This is a genomic window from Chryseobacterium sp. FG46 (assembly GCF_057809135.1).
In genome coordinates this window covers 95049-117629 of the sequence record NZ_JBMDJJ010000006.1, presented here as the reverse complement: position 1 = coordinate 117629, position 22581 = coordinate 95049, and the positions used below count along the sequence as shown (strand labels likewise).

Annotated in this window: 24 protein-coding genes; 12 read left to right on the top strand and 12 right to left on the bottom strand. The window is 35.4% G+C overall.

Going from position 1 to position 22581, the window contains the following annotated elements:
• The first annotated feature begins 62 nt into the window (after positions 1-62).
• Positions 63-1004, top strand: coding sequence for a glycosyltransferase family 2 protein (locus tag ACODR7_RS06660; RefSeq protein WP_488838221.1), 942 nt, complete (start codon positions 63-65; stop codon positions 1002-1004).
• Between the two features lie 91 nt (positions 1005-1095).
• Here ACODR7_RS06660 and ACODR7_RS06655 read toward each other — a convergent pair whose 3' ends face one another.
• The 4 genes from ACODR7_RS06655 to ACODR7_RS06640 form a co-directional block, all read right to left on the bottom strand.
• Positions 1096-2010, bottom strand: coding sequence for a hypothetical protein (locus tag ACODR7_RS06655; RefSeq protein WP_488838219.1), 915 nt, complete (start codon positions 2008-2010; stop codon positions 1096-1098).
• A 1-nt stretch (position 2011) separates the two neighbouring features.
• The gene (locus ACODR7_RS06650) at positions 2012-3445 is read right to left on the bottom strand and encodes an MBOAT family O-acyltransferase (RefSeq protein ID WP_488838217.1); all 1434 of its coding nucleotides are present in this window, start codon (positions 3443-3445) and stop codon (positions 2012-2014) included.
• Positions 3446-3731: 286 nt separating this feature from the next.
• Positions 3732-4751 carry an acyltransferase family protein gene (locus tag ACODR7_RS06645; protein ID WP_488838215.1) on the bottom strand — a complete coding sequence of 340 codons (1020 nt, stop codon included), beginning with the start codon at positions 4749-4751 and terminating at the stop codon, positions 3732-3734.
• A 93-nt stretch (positions 4752-4844) separates the two neighbouring features.
• The gene (locus ACODR7_RS06640; protein WP_488838213.1) at positions 4845-5615 is read right to left on the bottom strand and encodes a class I SAM-dependent methyltransferase; all 771 of its coding nucleotides are present in this window, start codon (positions 5613-5615) and stop codon (positions 4845-4847) included.
• A 327-nt stretch (positions 5616-5942) separates the two neighbouring features.
• On the opposite strand from ACODR7_RS06640, the gene ACODR7_RS06635 reads away from it, so the two are divergent.
• From ACODR7_RS06635 to ACODR7_RS06625, 3 genes are all read left to right on the top strand, one after another.
• Positions 5943-6779 (top strand): glycosyltransferase family 2 protein, encoded by an 837-nt coding sequence (locus ACODR7_RS06635; protein WP_488838212.1) that lies wholly within the window; start codon positions 5943-5945, stop codon positions 6777-6779.
• 143 nt (positions 6780-6922) lie between these two features.
• A complete protein-coding gene (locus ACODR7_RS06630) occupies positions 6923-7465 on the top strand; it encodes an acyltransferase (RefSeq protein ID WP_488838210.1) in 543 nt (180 codons plus the stop codon).
• 288 nt (positions 7466-7753) lie between these two features.
• Complete coding sequence (locus tag ACODR7_RS06625; RefSeq protein ID WP_488838208.1) at positions 7754-8914, top strand: glycosyltransferase; 1161 nt, start codon at positions 7754-7756, stop codon at positions 8912-8914.
• Position 8915: 1 nt separating this feature from the next.
• Here the strand turns inward: ACODR7_RS06625 and ACODR7_RS06620 are convergent, their stop codons facing one another.
• From ACODR7_RS06620 to ACODR7_RS06610, 3 genes are read right to left on the bottom strand one after another with little or no spacing between them, the layout of a single operon-like run.
• On the bottom strand, positions 8916-9674 hold the full coding sequence (locus tag ACODR7_RS06620; protein ID WP_488838206.1) for an SDR family NAD(P)-dependent oxidoreductase: 759 nt from the start codon (positions 9672-9674) through the stop codon (positions 8916-8918).
• A complete protein-coding gene (locus ACODR7_RS06615; protein ID WP_488838204.1) occupies positions 9674-9907 on the bottom strand; it encodes a phosphopantetheine-binding protein in 234 nt (77 codons plus the stop codon). Before ACODR7_RS06615 ends, ACODR7_RS06620 begins: the two co-directional genes overlap by 1 nt.
• A gap of 27 nt (positions 9908-9934) precedes the next feature.
• Positions 9935-10906: a 3-oxoacyl-ACP synthase III family protein gene (locus ACODR7_RS06610; protein WP_488838203.1), complete on the bottom strand. Its 972-nt coding sequence runs from the start codon at positions 10904-10906 to the stop codon at positions 9935-9937.
• Positions 10907-10958: 52 nt separating this feature from the next.
• Here ACODR7_RS06610 and ACODR7_RS06605 point away from each other — a divergent pair, with 52 nt between their 5' ends.
• The 8 genes from ACODR7_RS06605 to ACODR7_RS06570 all read left to right on the top strand — a co-directional run bounded on the left by ACODR7_RS06605 (position 10959) and on the right by ACODR7_RS06570 (position 18203).
• Positions 10959-11528 (top strand): acyltransferase, encoded by a 570-nt coding sequence (locus tag ACODR7_RS06605; protein WP_062673399.1) that lies wholly within the window; start codon positions 10959-10961, stop codon positions 11526-11528.
• A gap of 37 nt (positions 11529-11565) precedes the next feature.
• Positions 11566-12714, top strand: a complete 1149-nt coding sequence (locus ACODR7_RS06600) for a glycosyltransferase (protein ID WP_488838201.1) — start codon at positions 11566-11568, stop codon at positions 12712-12714.
• An 11-nt stretch (positions 12715-12725) separates the two neighbouring features.
• A complete protein-coding gene (locus ACODR7_RS06595) occupies positions 12726-13280 on the top strand; it encodes a serine O-acetyltransferase (RefSeq protein WP_488838199.1) in 555 nt (184 codons plus the stop codon).
• A gap of 353 nt (positions 13281-13633) precedes the next feature.
• Entirely contained in the window at positions 13634-14302 is a 669-nt protein-coding gene (locus ACODR7_RS06590) for a carbonic anhydrase (protein WP_488838197.1), read from the top strand.
• Between the two features lie 21 nt (positions 14303-14323).
• Complete coding sequence (locus ACODR7_RS06585) at positions 14324-14623, top strand: hypothetical protein (RefSeq protein ID WP_433986779.1); 300 nt, start codon at positions 14324-14326, stop codon at positions 14621-14623.
• 144 nt (positions 14624-14767) lie between these two features.
• The gene (locus ACODR7_RS06580) at positions 14768-16360 is read left to right on the top strand and encodes a SulP family inorganic anion transporter (RefSeq protein WP_488838195.1); all 1593 of its coding nucleotides are present in this window, start codon (positions 14768-14770) and stop codon (positions 16358-16360) included.
• Between the two features lie 51 nt (positions 16361-16411).
• Complete coding sequence (locus ACODR7_RS06575) at positions 16412-17047, top strand: carbonic anhydrase (protein ID WP_488838193.1); 636 nt, start codon at positions 16412-16414, stop codon at positions 17045-17047.
• Positions 17048-17276: 229 nt separating this feature from the next.
• Positions 17277-18203 (top strand): hypothetical protein, encoded by a 927-nt coding sequence (locus ACODR7_RS06570; RefSeq protein ID WP_488838191.1) that lies wholly within the window; start codon positions 17277-17279, stop codon positions 18201-18203.
• A gap of 86 nt (positions 18204-18289) precedes the next feature.
• On the opposite strand, the gene pth is transcribed toward ACODR7_RS06570, so the two are convergent.
• From pth to ACODR7_RS06545, 5 genes are all read right to left on the bottom strand, one after another.
• Complete coding sequence (pth, locus tag ACODR7_RS06565; protein WP_488838189.1) at positions 18290-18853, bottom strand: aminoacyl-tRNA hydrolase; 564 nt, start codon at positions 18851-18853, stop codon at positions 18290-18292.
• Positions 18854-18940: 87 nt separating this feature from the next.
• Positions 18941-19882: a hypothetical protein gene (locus tag ACODR7_RS06560; RefSeq protein WP_488838187.1), complete on the bottom strand. Its 942-nt coding sequence runs from the start codon at positions 19880-19882 to the stop codon at positions 18941-18943.
• A 99-nt stretch (positions 19883-19981) separates the two neighbouring features.
• The gene (locus tag ACODR7_RS06555) at positions 19982-20857 is read right to left on the bottom strand and encodes a hypothetical protein (protein WP_488838185.1); all 876 of its coding nucleotides are present in this window, start codon (positions 20855-20857) and stop codon (positions 19982-19984) included.
• A 152-nt stretch (positions 20858-21009) separates the two neighbouring features.
• Positions 21010-21747 carry a hypothetical protein gene (locus ACODR7_RS06550; RefSeq protein ID WP_488838183.1) on the bottom strand — a complete coding sequence of 246 codons (738 nt, stop codon included), beginning with the start codon at positions 21745-21747 and terminating at the stop codon, positions 21010-21012.
• Positions 21748-21755: 8 nt separating this feature from the next.
• Entirely contained in the window at positions 21756-22580 is an 825-nt protein-coding gene (locus ACODR7_RS06545; RefSeq protein ID WP_488838181.1) for a hypothetical protein, read from the bottom strand.
• Position 22581: the final 1 nt, after the last annotated feature.

Here is a 22581-nt window from a genome sequence, read left to right as displayed (position 1 = left end):
CGGAATTTCAATTAAAATCCAAAATATTGTATTTGACTATTTCGCAATAAACAGTTAATAAAATGAAAATATCAGTAATCATTCCCGTTTACAATGCAGAAAAATATGTCTCCCAGGCAGTAGAATCTGCTCTTCAGTTTAATGAAGTGTATGAAGTTATCCTGGTGGAAGATCAATCTCCCGACAATGCCTTGCAGGTTTGTCATCAGCTTGCTGAAAAATACAGCAAAGTTCATGTTTACCAACACCCTGACAAAGGCAACCATGGGGCAGGACCTACCAGAAATCTTGGGATAGAAAAATCTACCGGTGATTTCATTGCCTTTCTGGATGCTGATGATTATTATCTTCCTAACAGATTTGATGCTGAAAGAGAACTTTTTAAAAATCCCGAAGTAGAAGGAGTTTATGGAGCTCTCGGTATTCATTACTATTCTGAAAAGGCAAAGGAACAATATTATCCTTTATTTAAAGATAAACTTACTACAGTATATCAAAAATGTAATCCAAAAGATGTTTTTCCCGGTCAGATTTATATGCTGGGATCCTTTGGTTTATTTAGTATTGATACACTGACGATTCGCAAAAGTGCTTTGATAGATAAAGTGAAAACATTATTTAAATCAAGCCTGAGACTCCATCAGGATACAGAATTTTTATTTCGTCTTTCCTTTTACCTGGATCTTTTTCCTGGAATTTTAGATAAGGCAGTTGCAGTAAGGGGCATACATGAAAATAACAGAATTACAAAGATTGATTCAAAAAAAGCAAAACCGGCTACTTCAAGAGTCCTTTTATGGAAAGAAGTAGATGACTGGGCAACCTCCGAAGCAACGATGCCTGACCATATGAAAAAGCATATTAAAAGAATGTACCGAAGTTTCCAGATTGCGAACGCCTCATCCCTGAAAAAATGGAAAATGATTATTACCTACCTGATATCAGATTATGCCAGTATACGTAAAGGGATTTATAATATCAACTTCAGAAAAGGGTTATTTTAGTCTGAATTATAGGTAAAAAGATTAATAAAACTCCCAGGATCTCATTCAGAATGAAACAGGAGAAAGGCATTTAAATTTATATTGAACCTGCTTATTTACCAGCCTTAATTGAGTCCGCAATACAGGAAGTTAATTTTTTGCCGGATTCCTTATACAGATGGTTTCCGTCTGTGTATAAGTAATCATTATATTTCTGCGAGAAATCTAGAAATTTTATGTTCTGTTTACGGGAAATATCATGCAACAAGCTGCTGAAATGAGGATACTTTTTATTTTCAATCATCATAATCTTTTCTGAAGCAGGAATCCGTACCAAATAAACAGTTCCTCTTGTTCTAAGATAATTGATTATTTCGTCTAATGCTTTCAATCGTTCCCGGGACAGATCAGTCTGCTTCGCCAGAGCTTCATAAAAAACTACTTTTCTTTTAGTTCTTAAAGCAACAGAATCTTTACGCATATTGACATTAATTTCCATCCAGCCGTCCTCATGAAGAAATGAATTGGATTTTCCCACAGCAGAGGCTCTTTCCGTATAGATTTTAAACCAGCTTCTGGTATAATGTTTTAAAAGGTACTCATAATTTGGAGACCTGTCGTATACATGCATATCATTGAGCGGAGAGTGTACCTCAGGAAAATCCTGAGCCTTTTTAATACTTTTGTTCAGAGAAAGCGCCCAGGGATCCACCGTTACAATAAAAACACCGTCTTTCGTTTCAGGATCTAATTTCCTTTTTAAGGCTTTTAAGTAGATTGGGCCGTAAGGAGATTCCACTACATTCAGAGAAAAATTATCAAATTTCCTTGATAATTTGGTTTTCAGAATATCAGGAACAACTCCCTGAGATCCTCTCGAATCTCCTAAAATAATATTCTGCGGCTTCTCAACAGCAAAGTGCATATAGTTATCATCCGTATTCCCATCTGCATAGCCTCCCAATGCAGCCAATACCCCTATTACAGCCAGAAAATAAGGTGCTATTTTTATTAGAAACTTTTTCATGCTAAAATTGAAAATAAATGAACTCGTTATTGCCAAAATTGGCATAACGGAGAATGATATAAATAATGATTCCGTAAAGAATACGGCGTGTCCATGGATTGAATCTTCTTATTTGAAGCCCGTGGAATTGCTCCCTGTTAATCCATTCTATCATCAGCATACAAGCCACCAATGCAAAAACTTTTACCGGGAACTGAGCGGGAAAGGAGAACAGTTCCAGGCTGCAGATACGCTTGATATAGGCACACGCCTGAGATACAGATTCTGACCTGAAAAAAATCCAGGCTATACAGGTGGCAAAAAATGTAATCATTATCTGCAGTATTTCCTTAAGAGATGGAAACCATTTTCCCTGTGCCGCGACTTCCATATTCGTTCTGTTTTTCTCCATAATCAGCAGGGGCATAAAAAATAAAGCATTAAGCCCGCCCCAGATTATAAACGTCCAGTTGGCACCATGCCAGAATCCTGATACCAGAAAAATAATAAATGTGTTTCTTATTTTCATGACGAGACTACCTTTACTTCCTCCCAAAGGAATATAAAGGTAATCCCGGAACCAGGAAGAAAGCGAAATATGCCATCTTCTCCAGAATTCCGCTATATCCCTTGAAAAATAAGGAAATGCAAAGTTCTTGAGAAGTTCAACTCCAAAAAGCCTTGAGACTCCCAATGCAATATCAGAATATCCTGAAAAATCACCATAAATCTGGAAAGCAAATAATAATGCTCCTATCACAAGATTGACAGGGCTTTCTGTTTGATAATTATTAAAAATTTCATTCACCAATGGTGCACAATTGTCTGCAATAACCATTTTTTTGAAGAATCCCCAAAGAATCTGGCGCATTCCGTCTGCTGCCTGATCGTAGCTGAAGGTTCTCTTTTTCTGAATCTGAGGCAAAAGATGGGTTGCCCTTTCTATAGGTCCTGCCACCAGCAAAGGAAAATAGCTTACAAAAACTGCATAGTCAATAAAACTGCGTTCAGCACGGATTCTTTTTTTATAAACATCAATTACATAAGAGAGCCCATGGAAAGTGTAAAATGAAATCCCCACTGGTAAAATCACGTTCAGCAGCCAGACATTCACCTTGAATCCAAGACTGCTCAGGAGATCGGCAAAACTTTCAACAAAAAAATTATAATATTTAAAAAATCCCAGGAATCCGAGATTGATTACAATACTTAAGGTAAGCCAGAATTTTGCTTCACGGTTATTCCTGCTATTTTCAATCTTAATACCAGAAAGGTAATCCAGACCAATGGAAAACATCAGTAAAAACAAAAACCTCCAATCCCAGCACGCGTAAAAATAAAAGCTCGCCAACAGCAAGAGCTTATTCTGATCCTGATATTTCTTATTAAAAACAAACCAGTATAAACAGAATACTATGGGTAAAAAAATAAGAAATCCTATTGAATTGAATAACATAATGTGCTTTTAAAAGTTATGAGATACAGATATCTTTTGGCACAACTTCCTTAAAGCTATGAAGCTTTTTTCTATGGTATATTTCAGGGAAACATTTTTCATTTTTTTTCGCTTTAAATGATTGATAACGTATAAATATAAGCCTGTTACTTCCGGAGATAAATATACATAAAGAATCTACAGATTGTAATAACTATTCTTATTTCTGCTTATGCAGAAAAATCTGTGAGTCTTTTTTTAATCATAATGGTGTTTTTTATGTGGATGGCAGAATTATTTTATCTCATTACAAATTTCTCAGATAGTCCCTCAAAGGTTTTTCAATAAACTGATAAAACAAAACTGAAGTACAGATTAAAACAATAATATAAATCCCGAATACCTGATCTATCCTTATATTACAGCCACTCCATTGTATGACTTCCCTGAGTATATACAAAACAGGAATATGCGTAATATAAACGGCATAGCTTGCTTCTCCCAGATATTCCAGTGGCTTTAAAGAGAACAGTCTAGTGATCAACCCGTTATTTTTAGATATGAGAACAATAAAAGGAATAAACAATACAGCCATTAAACCATTGTGATAGAAAAGAGGGATAAAGATAAGTGACAAAATAATAAGCATAAAAATGAGTACTATTGGTACATCATAATTCTTTTGCTGATGATTTCTCACAAAAAATATACCTGCCAGATTTCCTGCTAAAAATTCGTTAATATGCATTAACGGAAAATAGTATAGCAGTTCATGACTTTTAGTGTGAGGTCCTTCATAATAAGATGATTCTGCGTAAAGCCCCGAAAACATCTGTGTTACGACCCAGATCATGACGGTAATCAACCAGATACTTTTATTCCGTTTGACATAGAGATAATTATAGAGGACAGGGAAAATCAGATAGAATAAAAATTCTACAGAAATAGACCAGCCCGGAAAATTCAGGATCATTGCTTCTCCCGGAATCCAGCTCTGAAGACCAAACAGGTATAAAAAAGCTTTGTAAAAACTAAAATTGGAATACCGTGTCACCAGATAAAGCAAAAGCCCCAGTACATATAGCGGATAAATTCTTGCAAACCTGTTTTTATAATAATCAAAATAGTCAATCCTATCTTTCTTATGATAAGCGACAACCATGATAAACCCAGAGAGTATAAAAAAATAACTTACTCCTACATTAGCCTTCAGAAAAACATTTGAAATATAGTCTATATTGTAAAGGAACATATCTTTGTTAAAATGGGAAATGACAATAGCCATTGCCGCAATAAACCGGGTAAACGTAATCTGGGGTATTTTCATAAGAACGGTTTAAACAGCCGTATTATAAGTATATTTAAAATTTCCATGATCCAGAATTCATACGATTTTTCCAACAACAGATTTCCGTCCGGCTTACTTGATAAAAATTCCGATGTATTTTCCCTCGTATTCCACTACTGTTGTTTCTATATTGTTCTTTTCACAGAAATCCTGATAGGCTGAATTATCTCCGATATCATCACTGATAAAAACCCCACCCTTTTTTAAATGCGCATAAAGCTCATCATAAGCCCACATTCTTCCGTTATAGCTTTTGTCGGAATCATAATGAAGAACATCAAATACAGCATTCTCTGCAAAGATCTTAGGAAGTGATTCTTTATCTGCAAAACGGAACAACTTCCAGTTGCTTTTCAGTTTTTCAGGAACTATGTATCCTACATACTGATCCCCATCCTGAGCCAGATAAGGCATATCCGAACTATAAAGGGTTCCTCCTCTCTTTGTAAGAGATAAAAGAGATGCCAATGAAGACCATCCGTAAGCAACACCTGTTTCAACCACATTTTGTGCATGGGTAAATTCGCAGGCATAATAAATAAGCTCCAGTGCTCCCGGACCTCCCATTTTCACTGGACAATTTTTTTCTTTCTGTGCCGCATCGGCTAAAACCTCCTGATATTCACTACGGAAAGCTTTGATATCAAGCCCGAAAAGCATTGAAACTGCTTCTTTCTGTGAAATACATTTTTCTGCAGCCCAGGAATTTGTTTTATCCTTCCCTTTAAAAGCATTTCCTCTATTAACTGTATTTTTAATAATTTTCCGGCCCAATTCCGGATAAAGATCGGGTCTTTTCAAATACCCTATAAAAGTTTTGAGAACTCTAGTTATTTCACTCACTGTGTTGCATTTATTGAAGCAAAAATAAAGATTTTTTTTTATTTTCATTATAAAACTTCCCACATTGTCACAATAATGCTTCATAACTTGTGTAGGCATACTGATAAACCTTTTTCAAAGTCTAAAATTTTGCTATATTTACAACATACACAACGAAAAAAATATAAAATATGTCTGAAAATCCTTTTGAACGTATCGGAAGTGGATTATTCTTTGATAAAAATCATTAAACCTTTTCCTATTCAGCGACTCAAATGAGTTATTATATGTTATAGATGAAGTAACATTACAACATTAGAATAATCTATTCAATTTAAATTACCTAAGATGAAATTTTCAATATTAGTTGCCCATTTCAATAATGCAGTCTATTTCAAAGATTGCTATGAAAGTATTATTCAGCAGACATACACCGATTGGGAAGTTATTATTGTAGATGACTGCTCAGAGAAGCAGGAGAAAGATGCCTTAAAGGAACTTATCCGCAACGATGACCGCTTTTTTTTATATGAAAATGAAACCAACAGAGGGGTCGGATATACCAAGAACAAATGCATAAAACTTGCAACCGGAGATGTATGCGGCTTTTTAGACCCTGATGATGCCCTTACACCAGATGCCCTCGAAAAAAGTATAAAAGCCTATTCTGATCAGAATATTATAGGGACCTATTCAAGATTTTATATATGTGATGATCATCTGACTATCCAAAAGCTGTTTCCCCACTCCGGAAGAATAAAGAACGGAAGCAAATATTTCTTTAATATAAATTTTGAAATCGCCCATTTTTTTACTTTTAAAAGAGATCAATTTATAAATAGGGATATGATTGATGAAACTCTTTCCTCTTCTGTAGATCAGGACCTTTACCTGAAACTTTATGAAAGGGGGAAAATTGTCTTTATCAACAAAAGCCTTTATTTATACAGAATTCATTCACAGGGCGTTTCTCAAAATAAAGATAAAAAAGAAAAGCTTTACAAGAACTGGCATCAGGTATTGTATAACTCCCTTACAAGAAGAGGGATTAAAATACTTTATAAAACAGATATTCAACAGATTTCCAGACTTCCTGATTTTATTTTTAAAAACCAAAATACATTATTATCTAAGTTCTTTAGAAAAATGATCAGAACAGTAGACAACTTTTACAGGGAAGTATAAGTGCATTCCCCTTACTATTCCTTATATAATTCTGAAAGAAAGTCCGGATAGAGATATTTTATAAACAGATACAGAAAATAGGGCTTTTAAATTACATACAAACGAGGTATATTGTATAACCCAAATGATAAAAAAGATAGTATATGTTCTATGACTTTTTTGAAAAAATAAACAGGAAGAAACAACTGTTTCTGCTGAAAAAGCATCCCAATGTATTTTTTGAAGATCTCAAATTAGGTGTTGGTAACCGCTTTATTTTAGATAATAATTTAAAAAAGCTAAGTATCGGCTCAGCTGCTGACTTCAGAAATTACACCTGTATCCTGATCAATAAAAATGCTGTCCTGGAAATAGGAAGCCACTTTTTTATGAACAATTTCTGTTCTATAAACTGTTTAGAACATATCTCAATCGGCAGCAATACCTTATTCGGGGAAAATGTCAAACTCTATGATCATAATCATGCGTATGAGACCTCCCCTACAATAAAAATATATCCTTCAGAATTTTCAACGGCCCCTATAAAAATAGGAAACAATTGCTGGCTTGGAAGTAATGTAACCGTATTAAAAGGGGTAACAATAGGTGATAATTGTATCATTGGCGCCGGATGCACTATTTATAAAGACATCCCTGCTAACACTCGGGTAATCAACAAACAGGATCTGGTTTTCAACACCCTTTAAATCAAATGAAATTTCCCGTACTTACAGATCATTATAACAATGAATCTTTATTCAGGAATCGCTGTAATTGTTTGTTTACACCGGCCCAGCCGGATTGGGGAACGATATACAGATGATTCTTTTGCAGGACGGGATGGAGATAATACAAGCTTTTAATTAGAGAGATAACCATGTTAGATTCTTTGAAGCAAAAGCGACAAAGAAATTTTACCCTTCCGAATATCAAAAACGAAATTTTATAAAAAAAATAAAAAAAATCTCCCTTACTTTACAGAAAATTTTCAGATAATGTCAGAAAACAGGAAAATAAAAGTTCTTTTCAGACACCGGTCTATGGAAATGGGCGGTGTGGAAAAAGTTATATTAAGTATGCTCAATAATCTTAATCCTGATAAATTTGATATCACAGTATGCCTTAACCTCAACCAGGGAGAACTCCGGGATGAGTTTCCGAAGCATGTAAAAAAAGTCTATCTTACGGATGGCAAAGAAAGTTTTTCCGAGCATCCGCTTCTTCATAAACTTCAGCTTATCCGAAGAAGGCTGAAGCTATCCAGAGCTTTAAAAAATCATAGTATTTCTGACCGAATTTTAGGGAATCAAAAATTTGACATTGAAATTGCTCCTACCTATAGTGCGTTTTCATCCGTGATCAATTCCAGCAATAAGGATTCAAAAAAGATAGGCTGGTTTCATTCTGAGATCAATGTACCGGGAATGAAACCTTTGGTTCCGGACATTCTTAAAAATTTCCCACAATTTGATCATATGATTTACTGTTCACGGAAGATCAAAGATATTATGCATCAGTGTTATCCGGATTTAGAATATCCTGCTGAAACTGTAGTAATCAATGCAATTCCTATTGAAGAAATTAAAAAGAAAGCAGAAGAGCAGGTAGATGATTTCCCCGAAGGTCCAGTATTCGTTTCTGTGGGACGCCTGCATAGCAGAAAAGGTTATCACAAGCTAATTGAGGCTCATAAACGACTTATAGACGAAGGATTTCATCATCATATTGTAATTATAGGGAACGGTGAGGAAATGAAAAATCTGACTGAGCAAATCCAGCGCAACAATGTTAAGCAAACTTTTATTTTAGCTGGAAACAAGATGAATCCTTACCCTTATATTAAGAAGGCAGATTATTTTGTTCTTCCTTCGGAATCTGAAGCATGGCCATTGGTCATTGCTGAAGCCTTAATTCTTCAGAAACCTATTATTGCAACAGAAGTAGGAGATGTAGGATTGATGATCAAAGACCGTGAAACAGGATACCTCATCAATTATGAAATCGATGAAATATATTCAGCGATGAAAACATTTCTTACCGATCCTAACCTTGTTCTCCACATCAGAGAGAACCTTAAAACAATTGAAAATCAGTTTGATAACAAGAAAATATTTGACACCATAGAAAATATTATAGAAACTTTACACAAAAAGTAAGTTACTGTGCAGAATATCCTCCGTCAATCACAAGGTTGGTACCTGTGACCCATCTTGAGGCATCAGACAGTAAAAAAATACAGGCATTCGCTACATCTTTAGGTTCACCTATTCCCAGCGGATGCTTTTTTATGATTTCTGATGAAGCTTCTTCACCAATATTTTCAAACATCTTCTCTAAAATCGGAGTGTTTACCATCGCCGGACTTATGCTGTTGACACGAATATTACTTCTTGAAAGTTCCATAGCCAAAGAACGTGCTCCGGAGATTACAGCTCCTTTACTGGCAGAATAAGCCGCTTTTCCGGCCTCTCCTATCATCCCCGCAACAGAAGAAATAAATACAAAACTGGAGTTTTCATCTTTGTGTTTTTTTAAAGATAAAATTTTAGCAATTTCAAGTCCAGCAATGACATTAACAGCAAATATGTCCTGATACAGCTGAGGATTGTGCTTTTTTAATGGTAATGTTTTTTCGATGCCGGCACAGTGAATAAATCCCGAGATTTTACCTAAAATTGAAACTTTATGCGCAATAACTGCTTCAAGGTTTTCAGATTGGGTAATATCTTCAGTGATTGTTTCAACTTTTGTTTCAGGATTGAGCATAGAAACGGTTTTCATCAGTTCTTCCTGGTTTCTTCCTACAAGAATCAGATCTGCACCGCTATTGCTGCATTCTACAGAACAGCTTCTCCCAATGCCGGAAGAAGCGCCTGTAATGAGAATAATTTTATTTTTTAATGAGAAAGCATCCATTAATCTTCAAAATTTTCTTTTCCTATAACATTCATCAGATCTGAAACGGTTTCAATATCTTTAAAATGCTTGGTATCAATTTTCTTGCTGAAATTTTCGTCTACAAACGCAATAACAGAAAGTAAGCTTATAGAATCGTAGCTTTCTAAAGATTTCAGGTTCGTTTCAGTAGTCAATGTTTCATCTTCTTCCAATTCCTCCTGTAGTTTTTCTAAAAAAACGGATATTTTCATATTTTATAATTTTAAATGTTTGTTATTTTAAATTTCCATAATAGTGGCTCCCCATGAATATCCAACTCCAAATCCTGCCATTAAAACCTTATCTCCTTCTTTCAGCATTCCTTTATCCATCATATTTTTAAGAGCAATAGGAATCGTTGCAGAAACAGTATTCCCGGTTTTTTCCATGTCAATATAAAACTTTTCTGCCGGTATTTTTGTTTTCTTTCTTAAATAATTCAGCATAAAAGAATTGGCCTGATGAAAAACAAAATGGTCAATATCATCCATAGTCATTCCGTTCACTTCCAATGTTTCTTTTACCAGTCCCGGAATATTTTCAATTGTAAAATTAAAAATTTCAGGGCCATTCATATAAATATTTTCAGGGCCGAATTCGTGTTCAGGATTCAGTTCAAAGTCTTTTTTAAAAGCTCCTTTTTTCACCATAAGATTTTCTGCACCGCTTCCGTCTGTTCCCAGACAGAACTGATAATCGTTACCTTCAGCCTTTTCAATAATAGCAGAGGCAGAGGCATCTCCGAATATACTTCGGTTTCCTTTATCATCAGGATGAATATGTTTGGTGTATGTTTCAGAAGTAACCAAAAGAATGCTTTTTGCAATTCCACCAGCAATCAGCCCTTTTGCAAAAGCCAATCCATAAACAAATCCTGAACAGCCAAGGTTAAAATCTATAGCTCCGATATTTTTTCTAAGCCCCAATCTGTCCTGCAAAATACAGGCCGTTGTAGGAAGGAAATATTCCGGACTTTGGGTACAGAACAAAATAAAATCTACTTTGTTTCTATCATAGTTTTCGAAAATTTTTTCTGAAGATTGCACAGCCATATCCAGTACGGTTTCACTGTCAGAAGAAATATGGCGTTGAGAAATACCTACTTTCTCATGGATACGTTCGGAGCTCCATTCAGGGAACTGCTTTTCAAGATCCTCGTTAGTTAACACCTGCTGAGGAAGATAATATTCTATTTTTGAAATTTTTATCATATTAATAAATTCTCTTTCTTTGCAAAAGTAACGAAACAAATTTACACTTGTGATGATTTTTATATTCAGAATCCTATTAAAAATAGACTCCCTCTATCATACTTTTTTGAACAGGGGCAGCCTTGAAGTGGCAAAATACAGAGGTATGAAGGTAGGAAAAAACTTTAATATGCCTGATAAAGTGTATTTTGGAACTGAACCTTACCTTATCGAAATTGGTGATAATGTAAACATTGCCGGAGATGTAAGGTTTGTAAACCATGGCGGAACGACTACTCTGCTCAGAAAACTTCCGGGTTATGAAGATGCAAGAATACTGGGAAGAATAAAAATCGGAAACAACTGCACCATCGGGCTTAATTGTGTGATTATGCAGGATGTTCAGATTGGAAACAACTGTATTTTAGGAGCGAACTCTGTGTTGTCACAGTCTATGCCGGATAATACCGTCTTTATAGGAAACCCGGCTCAATTTTTGTGCACCATTGAAGATTATGGTGATATTGTTCTTAAAAACAACCCGGAATATCCCCGTGAACTGGAAAAAGACAGAAAAAAACTGGATGCCTATATCAAAGAAAATCTTCCTCACAAGTATAAAAAAGCAAGAAAAATTAAATAAATTTAATCTTGTAAAATCATAAAAAAGAAAAAACAAATTGAAAAAGAAAAAACTCCTCATTCGTATAGGTTCATTACGTCATGGTGGTGCTGAGAAAGTGTTAATCAACTTTCTGAAGAATCTGCCTGCTGATAAGTATGAAGTTGATCTTCTGGTAAATCTCTATTCAGGATTATACATTAAAGAGGTTCCGTCCTGGGTGACCCTGTACTATTTGACAAAAGGAGAAATGATTACCACCAACAGGCTGCAGGATATTCCTGTGAAAGCCTACAGGGTTCTTTATCAGAAAATGTTTCTTTGGTTCCCTTCCCTTCTTTATAAATTTGTTTTAAAGAATAAAAAATACGATGTAGAGATTGCAGCCATCCATGCGATGCATCGGGAAATTCTCTCCAGCCCCCAAAAAGATTCGAAAAAAATTATTTGGGTACAGAATGATATCTTTAATTTAAAAGAATACACCCCGGAAGTAATCAGACAGTTTTTCAGGTTTGACAGAATTCTGGTAATCTCCAACAAACTTCAGGAAGGAATGCATGATTTGGCTAAAAATGAAGCTGAAAAAGCATCCGTTATTAAGATCTTCAATCCGATTGACAAAAATGATACATTAAGAAAAGCGGATATTGAAGTGAATGATTATCCCTTCAGCAGTGATCTTCCAACTTTTGTAACGGTAGGAACCGTATACCCTCAGAAAGGATACGACAGATTGCTTAATGTACATAAAAAACTTATTGATGAGGGGTTAAAGCATCAGCTTTTGATCATTGGTGATGGGTATGACTTTAACAATATTCAGGATCAGCTCAATAAACTTGGTCTTCAGGACACTGCAAAAATGCTTGGTTTCAGCAGTAATCCCTACCCTTATATGAAAAAGGCAGATTTCTATATTATGTCTTCAAGACATGAAGGATTTCCTACCATTATTGCAGAGGCGCTTATTTTGAATAAACCTATTTCTGCAACAGATATTTCCGGTATCAGGGATCTTCTGCAGGATGGCAAACTCGGGAATATCACTCCCAATTCCGAAGAGGGTATCTATGAAGGAATGAAAAAGTTTCTTACGGATAAAAATATCACTGAAGAATACAAAAAACAGATCTCGGAAACTGAACTTCCGTTTGTTTTGGAAAAATCTGTAGAACATCTTCAGAAAATAATTGACGAAGTATAAAAATATTTATAATGGCTGATTATTCAATCATTCAAAAAGACTTTTACCGGGAAAGCGGAAAGTGGCTTTCTACATTTCAGATCTGGAAAAAATGCATTAATCCCAATCTTCATTTTGTTTACATTCTGAGAATGGCTCAGAAATATCAAAAGAAACCCGTTCTGAATACATTCTGGAGAATTCTATTAAGACATTATCAGATCAAATACGGCTTTCAGATTTATCCTGAGACCCAAATCGGGGAAGGTTTTTATTTAGGACATTTCGGAAGCCTTGTGATTAATCCGAAAACCGTGATCGGGAAAAACTGCAATATCGCCCATGGAGTTACTATCGGGCAGCAAAACCGTGGGAAAAATGAGGGTTATCCTGTTATTGGGGATGAAGTCTGGATAGGCACCAATGCAGTCATTGTAGGAGGAATCACCATTGGAAATAATGTATTGATTGTTCCTAATTCTTATGTAAACTTTGATGTTCCCTCCAATTCTGTTGTTTTGGGAAACCCTGCCTCCATTATCCCCGCATCAGACGCCACAAAAGATTACATCAACCGAAAGGTGTAATTACAACAGTTACAGCAAAATTCTATTTGTATTATCAGCAATTTTTCCTGACTCATAAGCCCCTCTTATGGAAAAAATTAAGAATATTTTAATTGTCAAATCTTAGATTTTGATTTATACTTCGTAATTTTATCCAGCTTTTTTAAACGTTTGGATTGCCTTATAGATTTCAGTAGCTGTAATACAAAGCACACTCATTAATATTGGATATGATTTTAAGCATATTTTAATATTAAACTTTGTTAAAAGTGATTGATTTTTTAACAAAAAGTATATTTTTGTACAATTATTGATTTAGTCTATTGATTTTGGAAATAATTTAAACGAAACAAATAATTATAAAATTTAAAATTATGTCACAATCGTACGAGGTTATTTTCGAAAACAACAAAAAATGGGTAGAATCCAAATTAGCTGAAGATCCGGAATTCTTCCATGAACTTGCAAAAACTCAGCATCCGGATTATCTTTATATAGGATGTTCAGACAGCAGAGCCACTGCAGAAGAGCTGATGGGAGCAAAACCCGGAGAAGTATTTGTCTACAGAAACATAGCCAATGTTGTCAATACTTTAGATATGAGTTCCACTGCTGTTATTCAATATGCGGTAGAACATCTGAAAGTAAAGCATATTATTGTTTGCGGACATTACAATTGCGGCGGTGTAAAAGCAGCAATGACTCCTCAGGATATGGGATTGCTAAATCCATGGCTGAGAACCATCCGTGATGTTTACAGGCTGCATCAGGCAGAGCTGGATTCCCTTGAGGACGAAAACAAGCGTTATGACAGACTTGTAGAACTTAATGTTCAGGAGCAATGCATCAACGTAATTAAAATGGCCTGCGTGCAGGAAAGATACATTTTAGAAGAATATCCTATTGTACACGGTTGGGTCTTCGACCTTAGAACAGGTAAAATCATTGATCTGGAGATTGATTTTGAGAAAATCTTAAAAGATATCCAAAAGATCTATAATCTTACAAGTTCGGATTGGGTGATGAGCAGAAAGACTAAATAGTATTTCTAAAAAGAAGGTAAAATGAAATTCTGGAGTATTATTGTATTAACGTTTTTTCTGAATTTTACAGCGCTGCCAGGCATTGCTGCAGTTGCGGGCTGGGATATTGCAAGAACGAATGTAATAATCAACGAAGAAGAACCTCATTCTCACCCATCCTCATTCATTGTTTACGAAAAGACCATTCCGAAACCTTTAGATGTATTTGATTATCTGAAGTTTTCAGAACCAGATGTTCAGGGCGTGTCTTTTGTTCTGATTGATGATTCTTTTCATCTTTCCCCATTGCTTACTATATTCTCTCCTCCTCCGGAAGCGTAACTCCTATAGTTAGATTTTTTTGATACTATTTCCATATCATTTTGTGATATAGGATACACACGTACTTTAAAAATTTTTTTTCAACTTTTTATAACTGACTTATTTAAAAACAAATAAGCCGGTTATCTCTTACAGCTTCACATTATGAAAAAGACATCATTAATAGGAGGAATCAAGGAAAATTTTCCTTCAGGACTCGTGGTATTTTTAGTAGCACTTCCATTGTGTTTAGGAATTGCTTTAGCATCAGGTGCTCCACCATTATCCGGTATTATTTCCGGTATCGTAGGCGGCCTGGTAGTAGGAATCATCAGTAATTCAAATATTTCAGTTTCAGGACCCGCTGCAGGTCTGACAGCTATCGTTTTAACAGCAATAACAGATCTTGGCGCATTTGAACTTTTTCTTTGTGCAGGGATTATTGCAGGACTTATTCAATTGATTTTAGGTTTTGTAAGAGCTGGAAGTATTTCCAACTATTTCCCGAATAACGTCATTGAAGGAATGCTTGCTGCCATAGGAATTATTATTATTTTAAAACAGATTCCGCATGCATTAGGATTCGACAAAGATTATGAAGGTCATGAATCTATTTTTGATAATGGCCTGAATTTCGGCTATTTTACAGAATTATTTGGAGCGATCCATCCGGGTGCCATTGTTATTACTTTAATTTCTGTAGCCATCCTTATTGCATGGGACAAAATCCACGTACTGAAAAGGATGAAAATGCTTCCGGGAGCATTGGTTGCTGTAATTGCAAGTATTCTTTTAAATCAGCTCTTTAAGATGTCCGGAAGTTCTCTGGCTATCGAAACCCAGCATTTGGTTTCTTTACCGGTTCCACAGTCTTTTGATGATTTTAAAAATCTGATCACCACTCCGGACTTTAATGGTTTCACGAATCCAAAGGTATGGATCGTAGGAGCAACAATTGCTATTGTGGCATCTATTGAAACTTTACTTTGTATTGAAGCTTCCGACCGATTAGACAGACAAAGAAGAATTACAGATACCAATCTTGAGCTGAAGGCTCAGGGAATCGGAAACCTTATCAGTTCTTTTATTGGCGGACTTCCAATGACTTCCGTTGTGGTAAGAAGTTCTGCGAATGCCAATGCGGGAGCAACCTCTAAAATGTCAACTATTATTCATGGTGTATTCTTATTGATTTGTGTACTTTCTATTCCTGTTGTTTTAAATTTAATTCCATTAGCTACACTGGCTGCGGTATTAATTTTAGTAGGATATAAACTGGCAAAGCCGGCTACGTTCAAACATTTCTGGCACTTAGGAAAATATCAGTTTATTCCGTTTTTAGCAACCGTTGTAGCAGTAGTGGCAACCGACCTGTTAAAAGGAGTAGGAATTGGTCTTGCCATCTCCGTTTTCTATATTCTTCAGGGAAATATGAAAAGAGCTTATTATTTAAGCAGAGAAAGGCTGGATGACGCTGATGGAATCAATATCAAGCTTGCTGAAGAAGTATCATTTTTAAATAAGGCAGCCATCAAAAAAACACTTAAAAACATAAAACCAAACTCTACAGTGATCATTGATGCAAGGAGCACTTCCTACATTGCAACCGATGTATTGGAAATGATTCAGGATTTCGCCAATATCCGTGCAAAGGAACAAGACATCAATGTAGAACTGATAGGCTTTAAAACTTCATACAGAGATTACGAAAGAAGTGAGGACTCTCATATTCTGGTGACTCACAAAAGAGCCATGTAATCACAACAAGTAATTAATTTTTTTAACTTTAAATTCGAAAAGAATAAAAATATGAAAGCACATACATACGAAACGCAGTCAACTATTACTCCTGAAAAAGCATTAGAATTCTTAAAAGAGGGAAACCAGAGATTTGTAAACAATCTTAAAGCAAACAGAGACCTTCTTGAGCAAGTAAATGCAACCCGTGAAGGACAATGGCCTTTTGCTGTAGTTTTAAGCTGTATAGACAGCCGTACTTCTGCAGAACTTATCTTTGATCAGGGATTAGGAGATGTATTCAGTATCAGAATTGCCGGTAACTTTGTGAATCAGGACATTCTGGGATCTATGGAATTTGGCTGTAATGTTGCAGGTTCTAAACTTATTGTAGTTTTAGGGCATACCAAGTGCGGAGCTTTGAAAGGAGGTCTTGATGCTGCAAAAATTGAAGGTCTGGGAATGGACAACCTGAACCACCTTATCAACCACTTCAATCCTATAATCAATGACATTATTGAAGAGAATGAAGAGCGTTCATCTAACAACAGCTCGCTTCTTGAAAGGCTTAATCATCAAAATGTAAAAAGTGCGATTGAAGATATCCGTAAGCAAAGCTCAACACTTAAAAATCTTGAAGCTGAGGGTAAAATTAAAATCGTGGGAGCAAACTATGACGTGGAAACAGGTGTAGTTACCTGGTTATAAGAAGTAATATTCTTTTAAAATTCAATTATAATTTACAGAAAATGCCACCGGAATTCCGGTGGCATTTATTTTTTATTACATTACATACATTATCAAAGTAAATAGTTAACGATAAAACATATTGAACTGGCAAAATCAACAATAAATTCCAATTCAAGGAGACAGGGTTTTATTTATTGAAAAATAATTATAATTTGGCTTCCTTTAAATAACTTGAAAACCAGATTACATGATTTTTCCAAAAGCAAAAAAAATAGCCAGAGATCTTGGCTGGTATAAAACAGACGATGGAGTATTCGGGCTTTATAAAGGTTACTTTTTTAACGTTTCAGACGCAAGCCTTATGAGCAATCCTCAATACAAATTTGTATCTGCAACCACAGACAACCTTACAGAAGAACAAAGGCAGCAGATCAAAGCAGAACTAACCAACAATAGAAAACGGTTAAAGTTCACCCTCTTCGAAGTCAGAGAAAATAGTATTTATTTTAAATTTACTGAAAATATAATGCCGACTAAAATCAGGACTGTTTATGCTCTGTTTGACTTTTTGGCTGATTTATTAAAAAAGCTAAACATCCCGGAGCAAAACAAATGTCATAGTTGTGAAAAGCTTCAAAGAATCAATTATTACGACCTTAACCATACTGGTGTACTTCTTTGTGATGATTGTTTTAAACAGATGGATAATAAATTCTATGAAATTGAAAAGGAAAGAGTATCAAAAGAGAAAAACTATCTGACAGGATTTTTAGGTGCCGTCATTTTTTCAATTCCTGCCATTATACTTTGGGTCTTACTTGCAGTATATTTAGGAGGAGTTTCCTCAGGAATGGCATTTGTTACTGCTCTTCTTGGGTTTTTAGGCTATGATTATTTCAACGGATTTCGTGGCAAACTGACAAGATCTATCATCTTCTTCACGAGCATTATCAGCATATTTATGGCTAATATTATTACCGTAATCGCTTTATTGGTAAAAGGGGGATTCTCCATTACTGAAGCAATATCAGAATTTCAAACAAACCCTGCAGCTAATGAAATATTTATGCGGAATATTATTGTATCTTTTATATTATCATGTATTCCATGGATATGGATATTGTTTATCAGGAAGGATGATCAATTAGTTATCAAACCAGCAGAAAAATTTTAAAAGAGTATAAATAAATGACTGCCTCACAATAAGGCAGTCATACATTTTATAAACTATTTTGTAATTGCAGTTTTTCCCTTCTGAAATTATTTCCCGTTAAAGGCAGACATTGTATTATTCAAACCGGCAAATACAAAAGAAAGACTGGCCTTAGCAAAGGTTTCAATTCTCTCTTGAAGCTTTTCTGATTCTTCGTCATTCCATGTTCCTAAAACATAATCTACCTGTCTTCCTGCCGTAAAATCTGCAGAGATTCCGAAGCGAAGCCTTGCATAATTTTGAGTCTGCAATACTTCATTAATATTTTTAAGCCCGTTATGTCCGGCATCAGACCCTTTTCCTTTCATTCTTAAAGTCCCGAAAGGCAGAGCCAGGTCATCCGTCACGATCAGTATATTCTCTAAAGGAATATTTTCTTTCTGCATCCAGTATTTCACTGCATTTCCGGAAAGATTCATGTAAGTGTCCGGTTTCAGAACAAAAACTTTTCTACCTTTGTGCTTTCCTTCTGCCATCCAGCCAAAATTGGAGGTATTGAATGATACTTCAAGGGTTTCCGCTATTTTCTCAGCTACTTTAAATCCTATATTATGTCGTGTATTTTCATATTCAGAGCCTTTGTTACCAAGCCCGACAATTAAATATTTCATCAGAAATTTTTTGCAAAATTAAGGTATAAAAAATAAAAAACTCAATCTTAGGAAAGATTGAGTTTGAATATTGTTAAAAAAATTCTTCTATTGTGGTTTATAGATGTAATTAACGCCATATCCTTTTGTCATGTAGGTCTGAGGATCATAAACGTAATTGGTACTCTTCACAACCGGAGTTGGAATGGGTGGCGTAAGATCTGTCACTGACCATCTCTTAGGGTTGTTTGGAGATAAGATAAGACTTTCTTTGTCATTGATGATTGTAGATAATAATCTTGAAATTTTATATACATGTGGCAGCAATGTGAATGGGCTTACCTGCTCATCATATGCATAGTATTCGTAGCTATATTTTCCTGTAGCCGCACCAAAGTTATTCCCAGAATTACCAATTATTTTACCGTAGTATCTTAAAACTTTAGATACATTATCCCCAACATAAGAATAAGCTGTTCTTGAGTAATCAGTGAAGACAAACTGTGTTCCGGGAGCATCAGCCCCATTTCTCATAATGATTGAATCCAATTTACCGGTAGAATTGCTGTAGTATGTTTCATAAGATGTTTTCTCTTTTCTCAACAAAGTCTGCGGTCCCGGAGGATCTCCTGGTATTAAAGGCGGAGTTCTTCTGAAGATTGAACGGTTTTCAGAAATTTTCTGAAGCTTATTATTATTCGTATAAGTGAACAATTGAGTGTAGGATACACTGTCTTTATCCAGCTTTCCGTTTCCGTCAAGATCCAGGAAACCGTTGAAATTAATCTGGCTGATTTTATCACCACTGTACATAATATCAGTGATGGAAGCACTGTCTGTGATTACTTTAGTCACAAGAAGTCCGCTGTAGCGATATTCTGCGATCGTATCTTTATCTGTAATTTCTCTGTATAATGCTCTGGGACCGCTTAATCCTCCTGTGTTGTTGAGATCCAACAAAGGATTTCCATCCTCATCCAGCATGTCCTTGCAGGAATGTACTGAGGAGAAACCTGCGATTAGTAAAATAAAATAGAAAATTTGCTTCATTTCCTTGTAATTGATTATTTTTTTGACAAATATAATTTTTTTTTGCCTAAAATTTGTATTATTATTTATATTCTGCTAAGATTAATAACTATATTTCTTCTATAAATTTTTATAGGTAAAAGTTAAATTCTGATTTTTTTCAACAACTACATACCCCTGATTATCATAAGAATAACTTTGAGAAGTATTAACAGGAGTAGCTGGTGATGGCAATTCTATAAACATAGAAGTAGGATTGTTCGGGGATATTTTGTAGAATTGAGCAGGATTGATCAGACTTCGGGTGATGAAATATACTGATGGCAAGGTAGAATACGGGCTTTTCTGAGTATCGTAGTTCTGGAAACTATATTTGCTTATTACTGCCGTACTCATATTCGGGTTTCCGTTGATATCCAGCAGACCTTTGGAACAAACGACCTGAATTATATTTTCTCCCGTATACACAAAAGAATAATTAATAAATCTGTTATAAGCACTTATTCCTCCTTCTTTTCTTTTCTCAAGAATTTTGGTAAGCCTGTTGGTAACCGGATCATAGGTAAATGCATAATCGCTTACAACAGAAACTGACGGTGTTGCTCCCGTAGCTGTAGAAGTAGCATTATAAATCTTTTTACCTGTAGCATCAGGAACAATATTAAATTCATAAGTGAGGCTGGATGCTGCTGAACTTACATATTTAATTTTAGTGATATTTTTATCCGTGTATGTTACCGTTGCCGTATAATAAGCACTTCCGGCAAAAGACTCATCTTTAGACACTGCAGTCTGCAAATCTCCGGTTACAGCTGTTGTAACATATTCTTCCTGGGAAACATTATTGGCAGTAACCTTTGCTAAAATCTTTTTAGGAGGAGGTCCGTCATCCGGATTCGGGATAGATTCCGTAGGATCTGAGGTAGTATTACATGCTGTCAGCAGCCCAAGAAAAGCAATACCGGCAAACATTTTAAAAAAATAGTTTTTTACCATATAGAATTTTTTTAGCTTGTCCAAATATAATTCAATTTTCGATAATACACTTTACTTTATCTGAACAAATTCACAAGAAATAGAGTCAATAAACAAAAAAAATCTAAAAACATAACGTTTTTAGATTTATGATTATTGTATTATTATGAAAATTAATAAGGTTGCAATATGGATGTTGTCAAAACAGACTGTGACATATCACTGTTAAGGAATGTAGTATCAACCGCTTTTCCTATTCCAAGGGTTGTTCCTGCGATGGCTCTTTTTATACAGGCTACTTTAACGGAATACTGGTTTTTAGGAGTAAGATTGGTAAGGGTAGCATTAAGATTAAAAATCTTATAAGCACCACTATCCCCCAATAATACATCTGTTCTTACTGCTCTAAGGGCATTATCAACAAAAACACCACAGGCAAAACTGGCAGAATTCGTTCCTGTTTTCTGAACAGTTGTCTGAAATGAGAATGTAGCCTTATTTGTGCCATTGGTTACGGAGAATGTATCCACAGTTCCAGGAATTACTGTCCAGCCTCCAGTAAGGGCTTCCCCATCACTATAGGGATTGGTAGCACCACTGCTACCGGTAAAACTAACTCCGGTTTTGTCTGAAACGGTATTAATGGAAAACACAGACATACTTCCCTGTCCATCTGCAATTTTAATTGCTTTCCAGTCATTTGCACCGAGATCAGTATTATTGTGAAATATATCACCCGCTGTTCCGGCAGATCCTTTTAGCACATCAGTACCTCCTGTTCTTAATTCTTTTCTGATATTGAGATCTCCGTTCACATCCAGCATATTAGTCGGATTAGGAGTATTTATACCCACTTGAGCATTTGCTGCAACAGCTGATAAAAGCGAAGTTACAAATAATATTTTTTTCATAATCCGTTTTAATTTATAATCGTATTAAATACTTCAGGAACTTCATATACGTCTACTTTAAGAGAAGATTGTGAAATAAAGCTATTGATGTTACTATACACATTAGTTCCTATAGAAAGGATATTTCCGGCTCCTGACGCTCCATAAGATCCTAATCTTGTACAGGCAACGCTAACGGTATGATTTCCCTGGGAAAGATTTTCTACAATCCCGATCTGGGTATGAGTAAGAAAAGGATATGAAGTAGTAATTGCCTTTAGATTTCTCTGTCTCAGGTTCACCAGCTTATTATCCACAAAGATACCACATGCATAATCTATGGAATTATCTGTACTTCCTGCTGCCATAAAATCAGCCTGTACAACAGTTTCAAACTGGAAGTAAGCCTTGCTTTGAGTACTGAAAACAGTGATGGTTTGTGAAAGGCCGTCTATTTTCTTAAAATTGGTAAGTGTACTATATTCCTTTCCTTTCGTAAAGGTTCCGCCTCTTGAAGTCATGCCTACTGAAGAGTTTTCAGAGGAAGAAAAGGTAACTCCTACTTTATCTGAAAAGGAATTATTGTATATAAGATAAAATTTATTGGGTTCATACTCAGGAATACGAAGTGATTTCCAAATTGGAGGAAAGCCTTCACCCTGAGAAACAAGAATCTGATCATTGTTTCCTTGAAATATGGAGTTATCAGCAGCATTAAGGACCGCAATTTTATTTCTGAAATTCACATCTCCGTTTACATCAAGTTTTGCGTTTGGGGTTTCTGTTTTTATTCCCACCTGAGCTGTTGCAAAAATGCTTATACTAAGAAGCAGCGTTGATATTAGTTTTTTCATC

Coding starts and splice junctions, on each gene's coding strand:
- ACODR7_RS06625 (WP_488838208.1), top strand. CDS start 7,754: ATGTCAGAAAACAGGAAAATAAAAGTTCTTTTCAGACACCGGTCTATG.
- ACODR7_RS06620 (WP_488838206.1), bottom strand. CDS start 9,674: ATGGATGCTTTCTCATTAAAAAATAAAATTATTCTCATTACAGGCGCT.
- ACODR7_RS06550 (WP_488838183.1), bottom strand. CDS start 21,747: ATGAAAAAAATATTATTTGTAACTTCGCTTTTATCAGCTGTTGCAGCA.
- ACODR7_RS06545 (WP_488838181.1), bottom strand. CDS start 22,580: ATGAAAAAACTAATATCAACGCTGCTTCTTAGTATAAGCATTTTTGCA.
- ACODR7_RS06630 (WP_488838210.1), top strand. CDS start 6,923: ATGTTCTATGACTTTTTTGAAAAAATAAACAGGAAGAAACAACTGTTT.
- ACODR7_RS06555 (WP_488838185.1), bottom strand. CDS start 20,857: ATGGTAAAAAACTATTTTTTTAAAATGTTTGCCGGTATTGCTTTTCTT.
- ACODR7_RS06585 (WP_433986779.1), top strand. CDS start 14,324: ATGAAATTCTGGAGTATTATTGTATTAACGTTTTTTCTGAATTTTACA.
- ACODR7_RS06650 (WP_488838217.1), bottom strand. CDS start 3,445: ATGTTATTCAATTCAATAGGATTTCTTATTTTTTTACCCATAGTATTC.
- ACODR7_RS06605 (WP_062673399.1), top strand. CDS start 10,959: ATGATTTTTATATTCAGAATCCTATTAAAAATAGACTCCCTCTATCAT.
- pth (WP_488838189.1), bottom strand. CDS start 18,853: ATGAAATATTTAATTGTCGGGCTTGGTAACAAAGGCTCTGAATATGAA.
- ACODR7_RS06560 (WP_488838187.1), bottom strand. CDS start 19,882: ATGAAGCAAATTTTCTATTTTATTTTACTAATCGCAGGTTTCTCCTCA.
- ACODR7_RS06580 (WP_488838195.1), top strand. CDS start 14,768: ATGAAAAAGACATCATTAATAGGAGGAATCAAGGAAAATTTTCCTTCA.
- ACODR7_RS06590 (WP_488838197.1), top strand. CDS start 13,634: ATGTCACAATCGTACGAGGTTATTTTCGAAAACAACAAAAAATGGGTA.
- ACODR7_RS06655 (WP_488838219.1), bottom strand. CDS start 2,010: ATGAAAAAGTTTCTAATAAAAATAGCACCTTATTTTCTGGCTGTAATA.
- ACODR7_RS06575 (WP_488838193.1), top strand. CDS start 16,412: ATGAAAGCACATACATACGAAACGCAGTCAACTATTACTCCTGAAAAA.
- ACODR7_RS06660 (WP_488838221.1), top strand. CDS start 63: ATGAAAATATCAGTAATCATTCCCGTTTACAATGCAGAAAAATATGTC.
- ACODR7_RS06645 (WP_488838215.1), bottom strand. CDS start 4,751: ATGAAAATACCCCAGATTACGTTTACCCGGTTTATTGCGGCAATGGCT.
- ACODR7_RS06635 (WP_488838212.1), top strand. CDS start 5,943: ATGAAATTTTCAATATTAGTTGCCCATTTCAATAATGCAGTCTATTTC.
- ACODR7_RS06610 (WP_488838203.1), bottom strand. CDS start 10,906: ATGATAAAAATTTCAAAAATAGAATATTATCTTCCTCAGCAGGTGTTA.
- ACODR7_RS06570 (WP_488838191.1), top strand. CDS start 17,277: ATGATTTTTCCAAAAGCAAAAAAAATAGCCAGAGATCTTGGCTGGTAT.
- ACODR7_RS06595 (WP_488838199.1), top strand. CDS start 12,726: ATGGCTGATTATTCAATCATTCAAAAAGACTTTTACCGGGAAAGCGGA.
- ACODR7_RS06615 (WP_488838204.1), bottom strand. CDS start 9,907: ATGAAAATATCCGTTTTTTTAGAAAAACTACAGGAGGAATTGGAAGAA.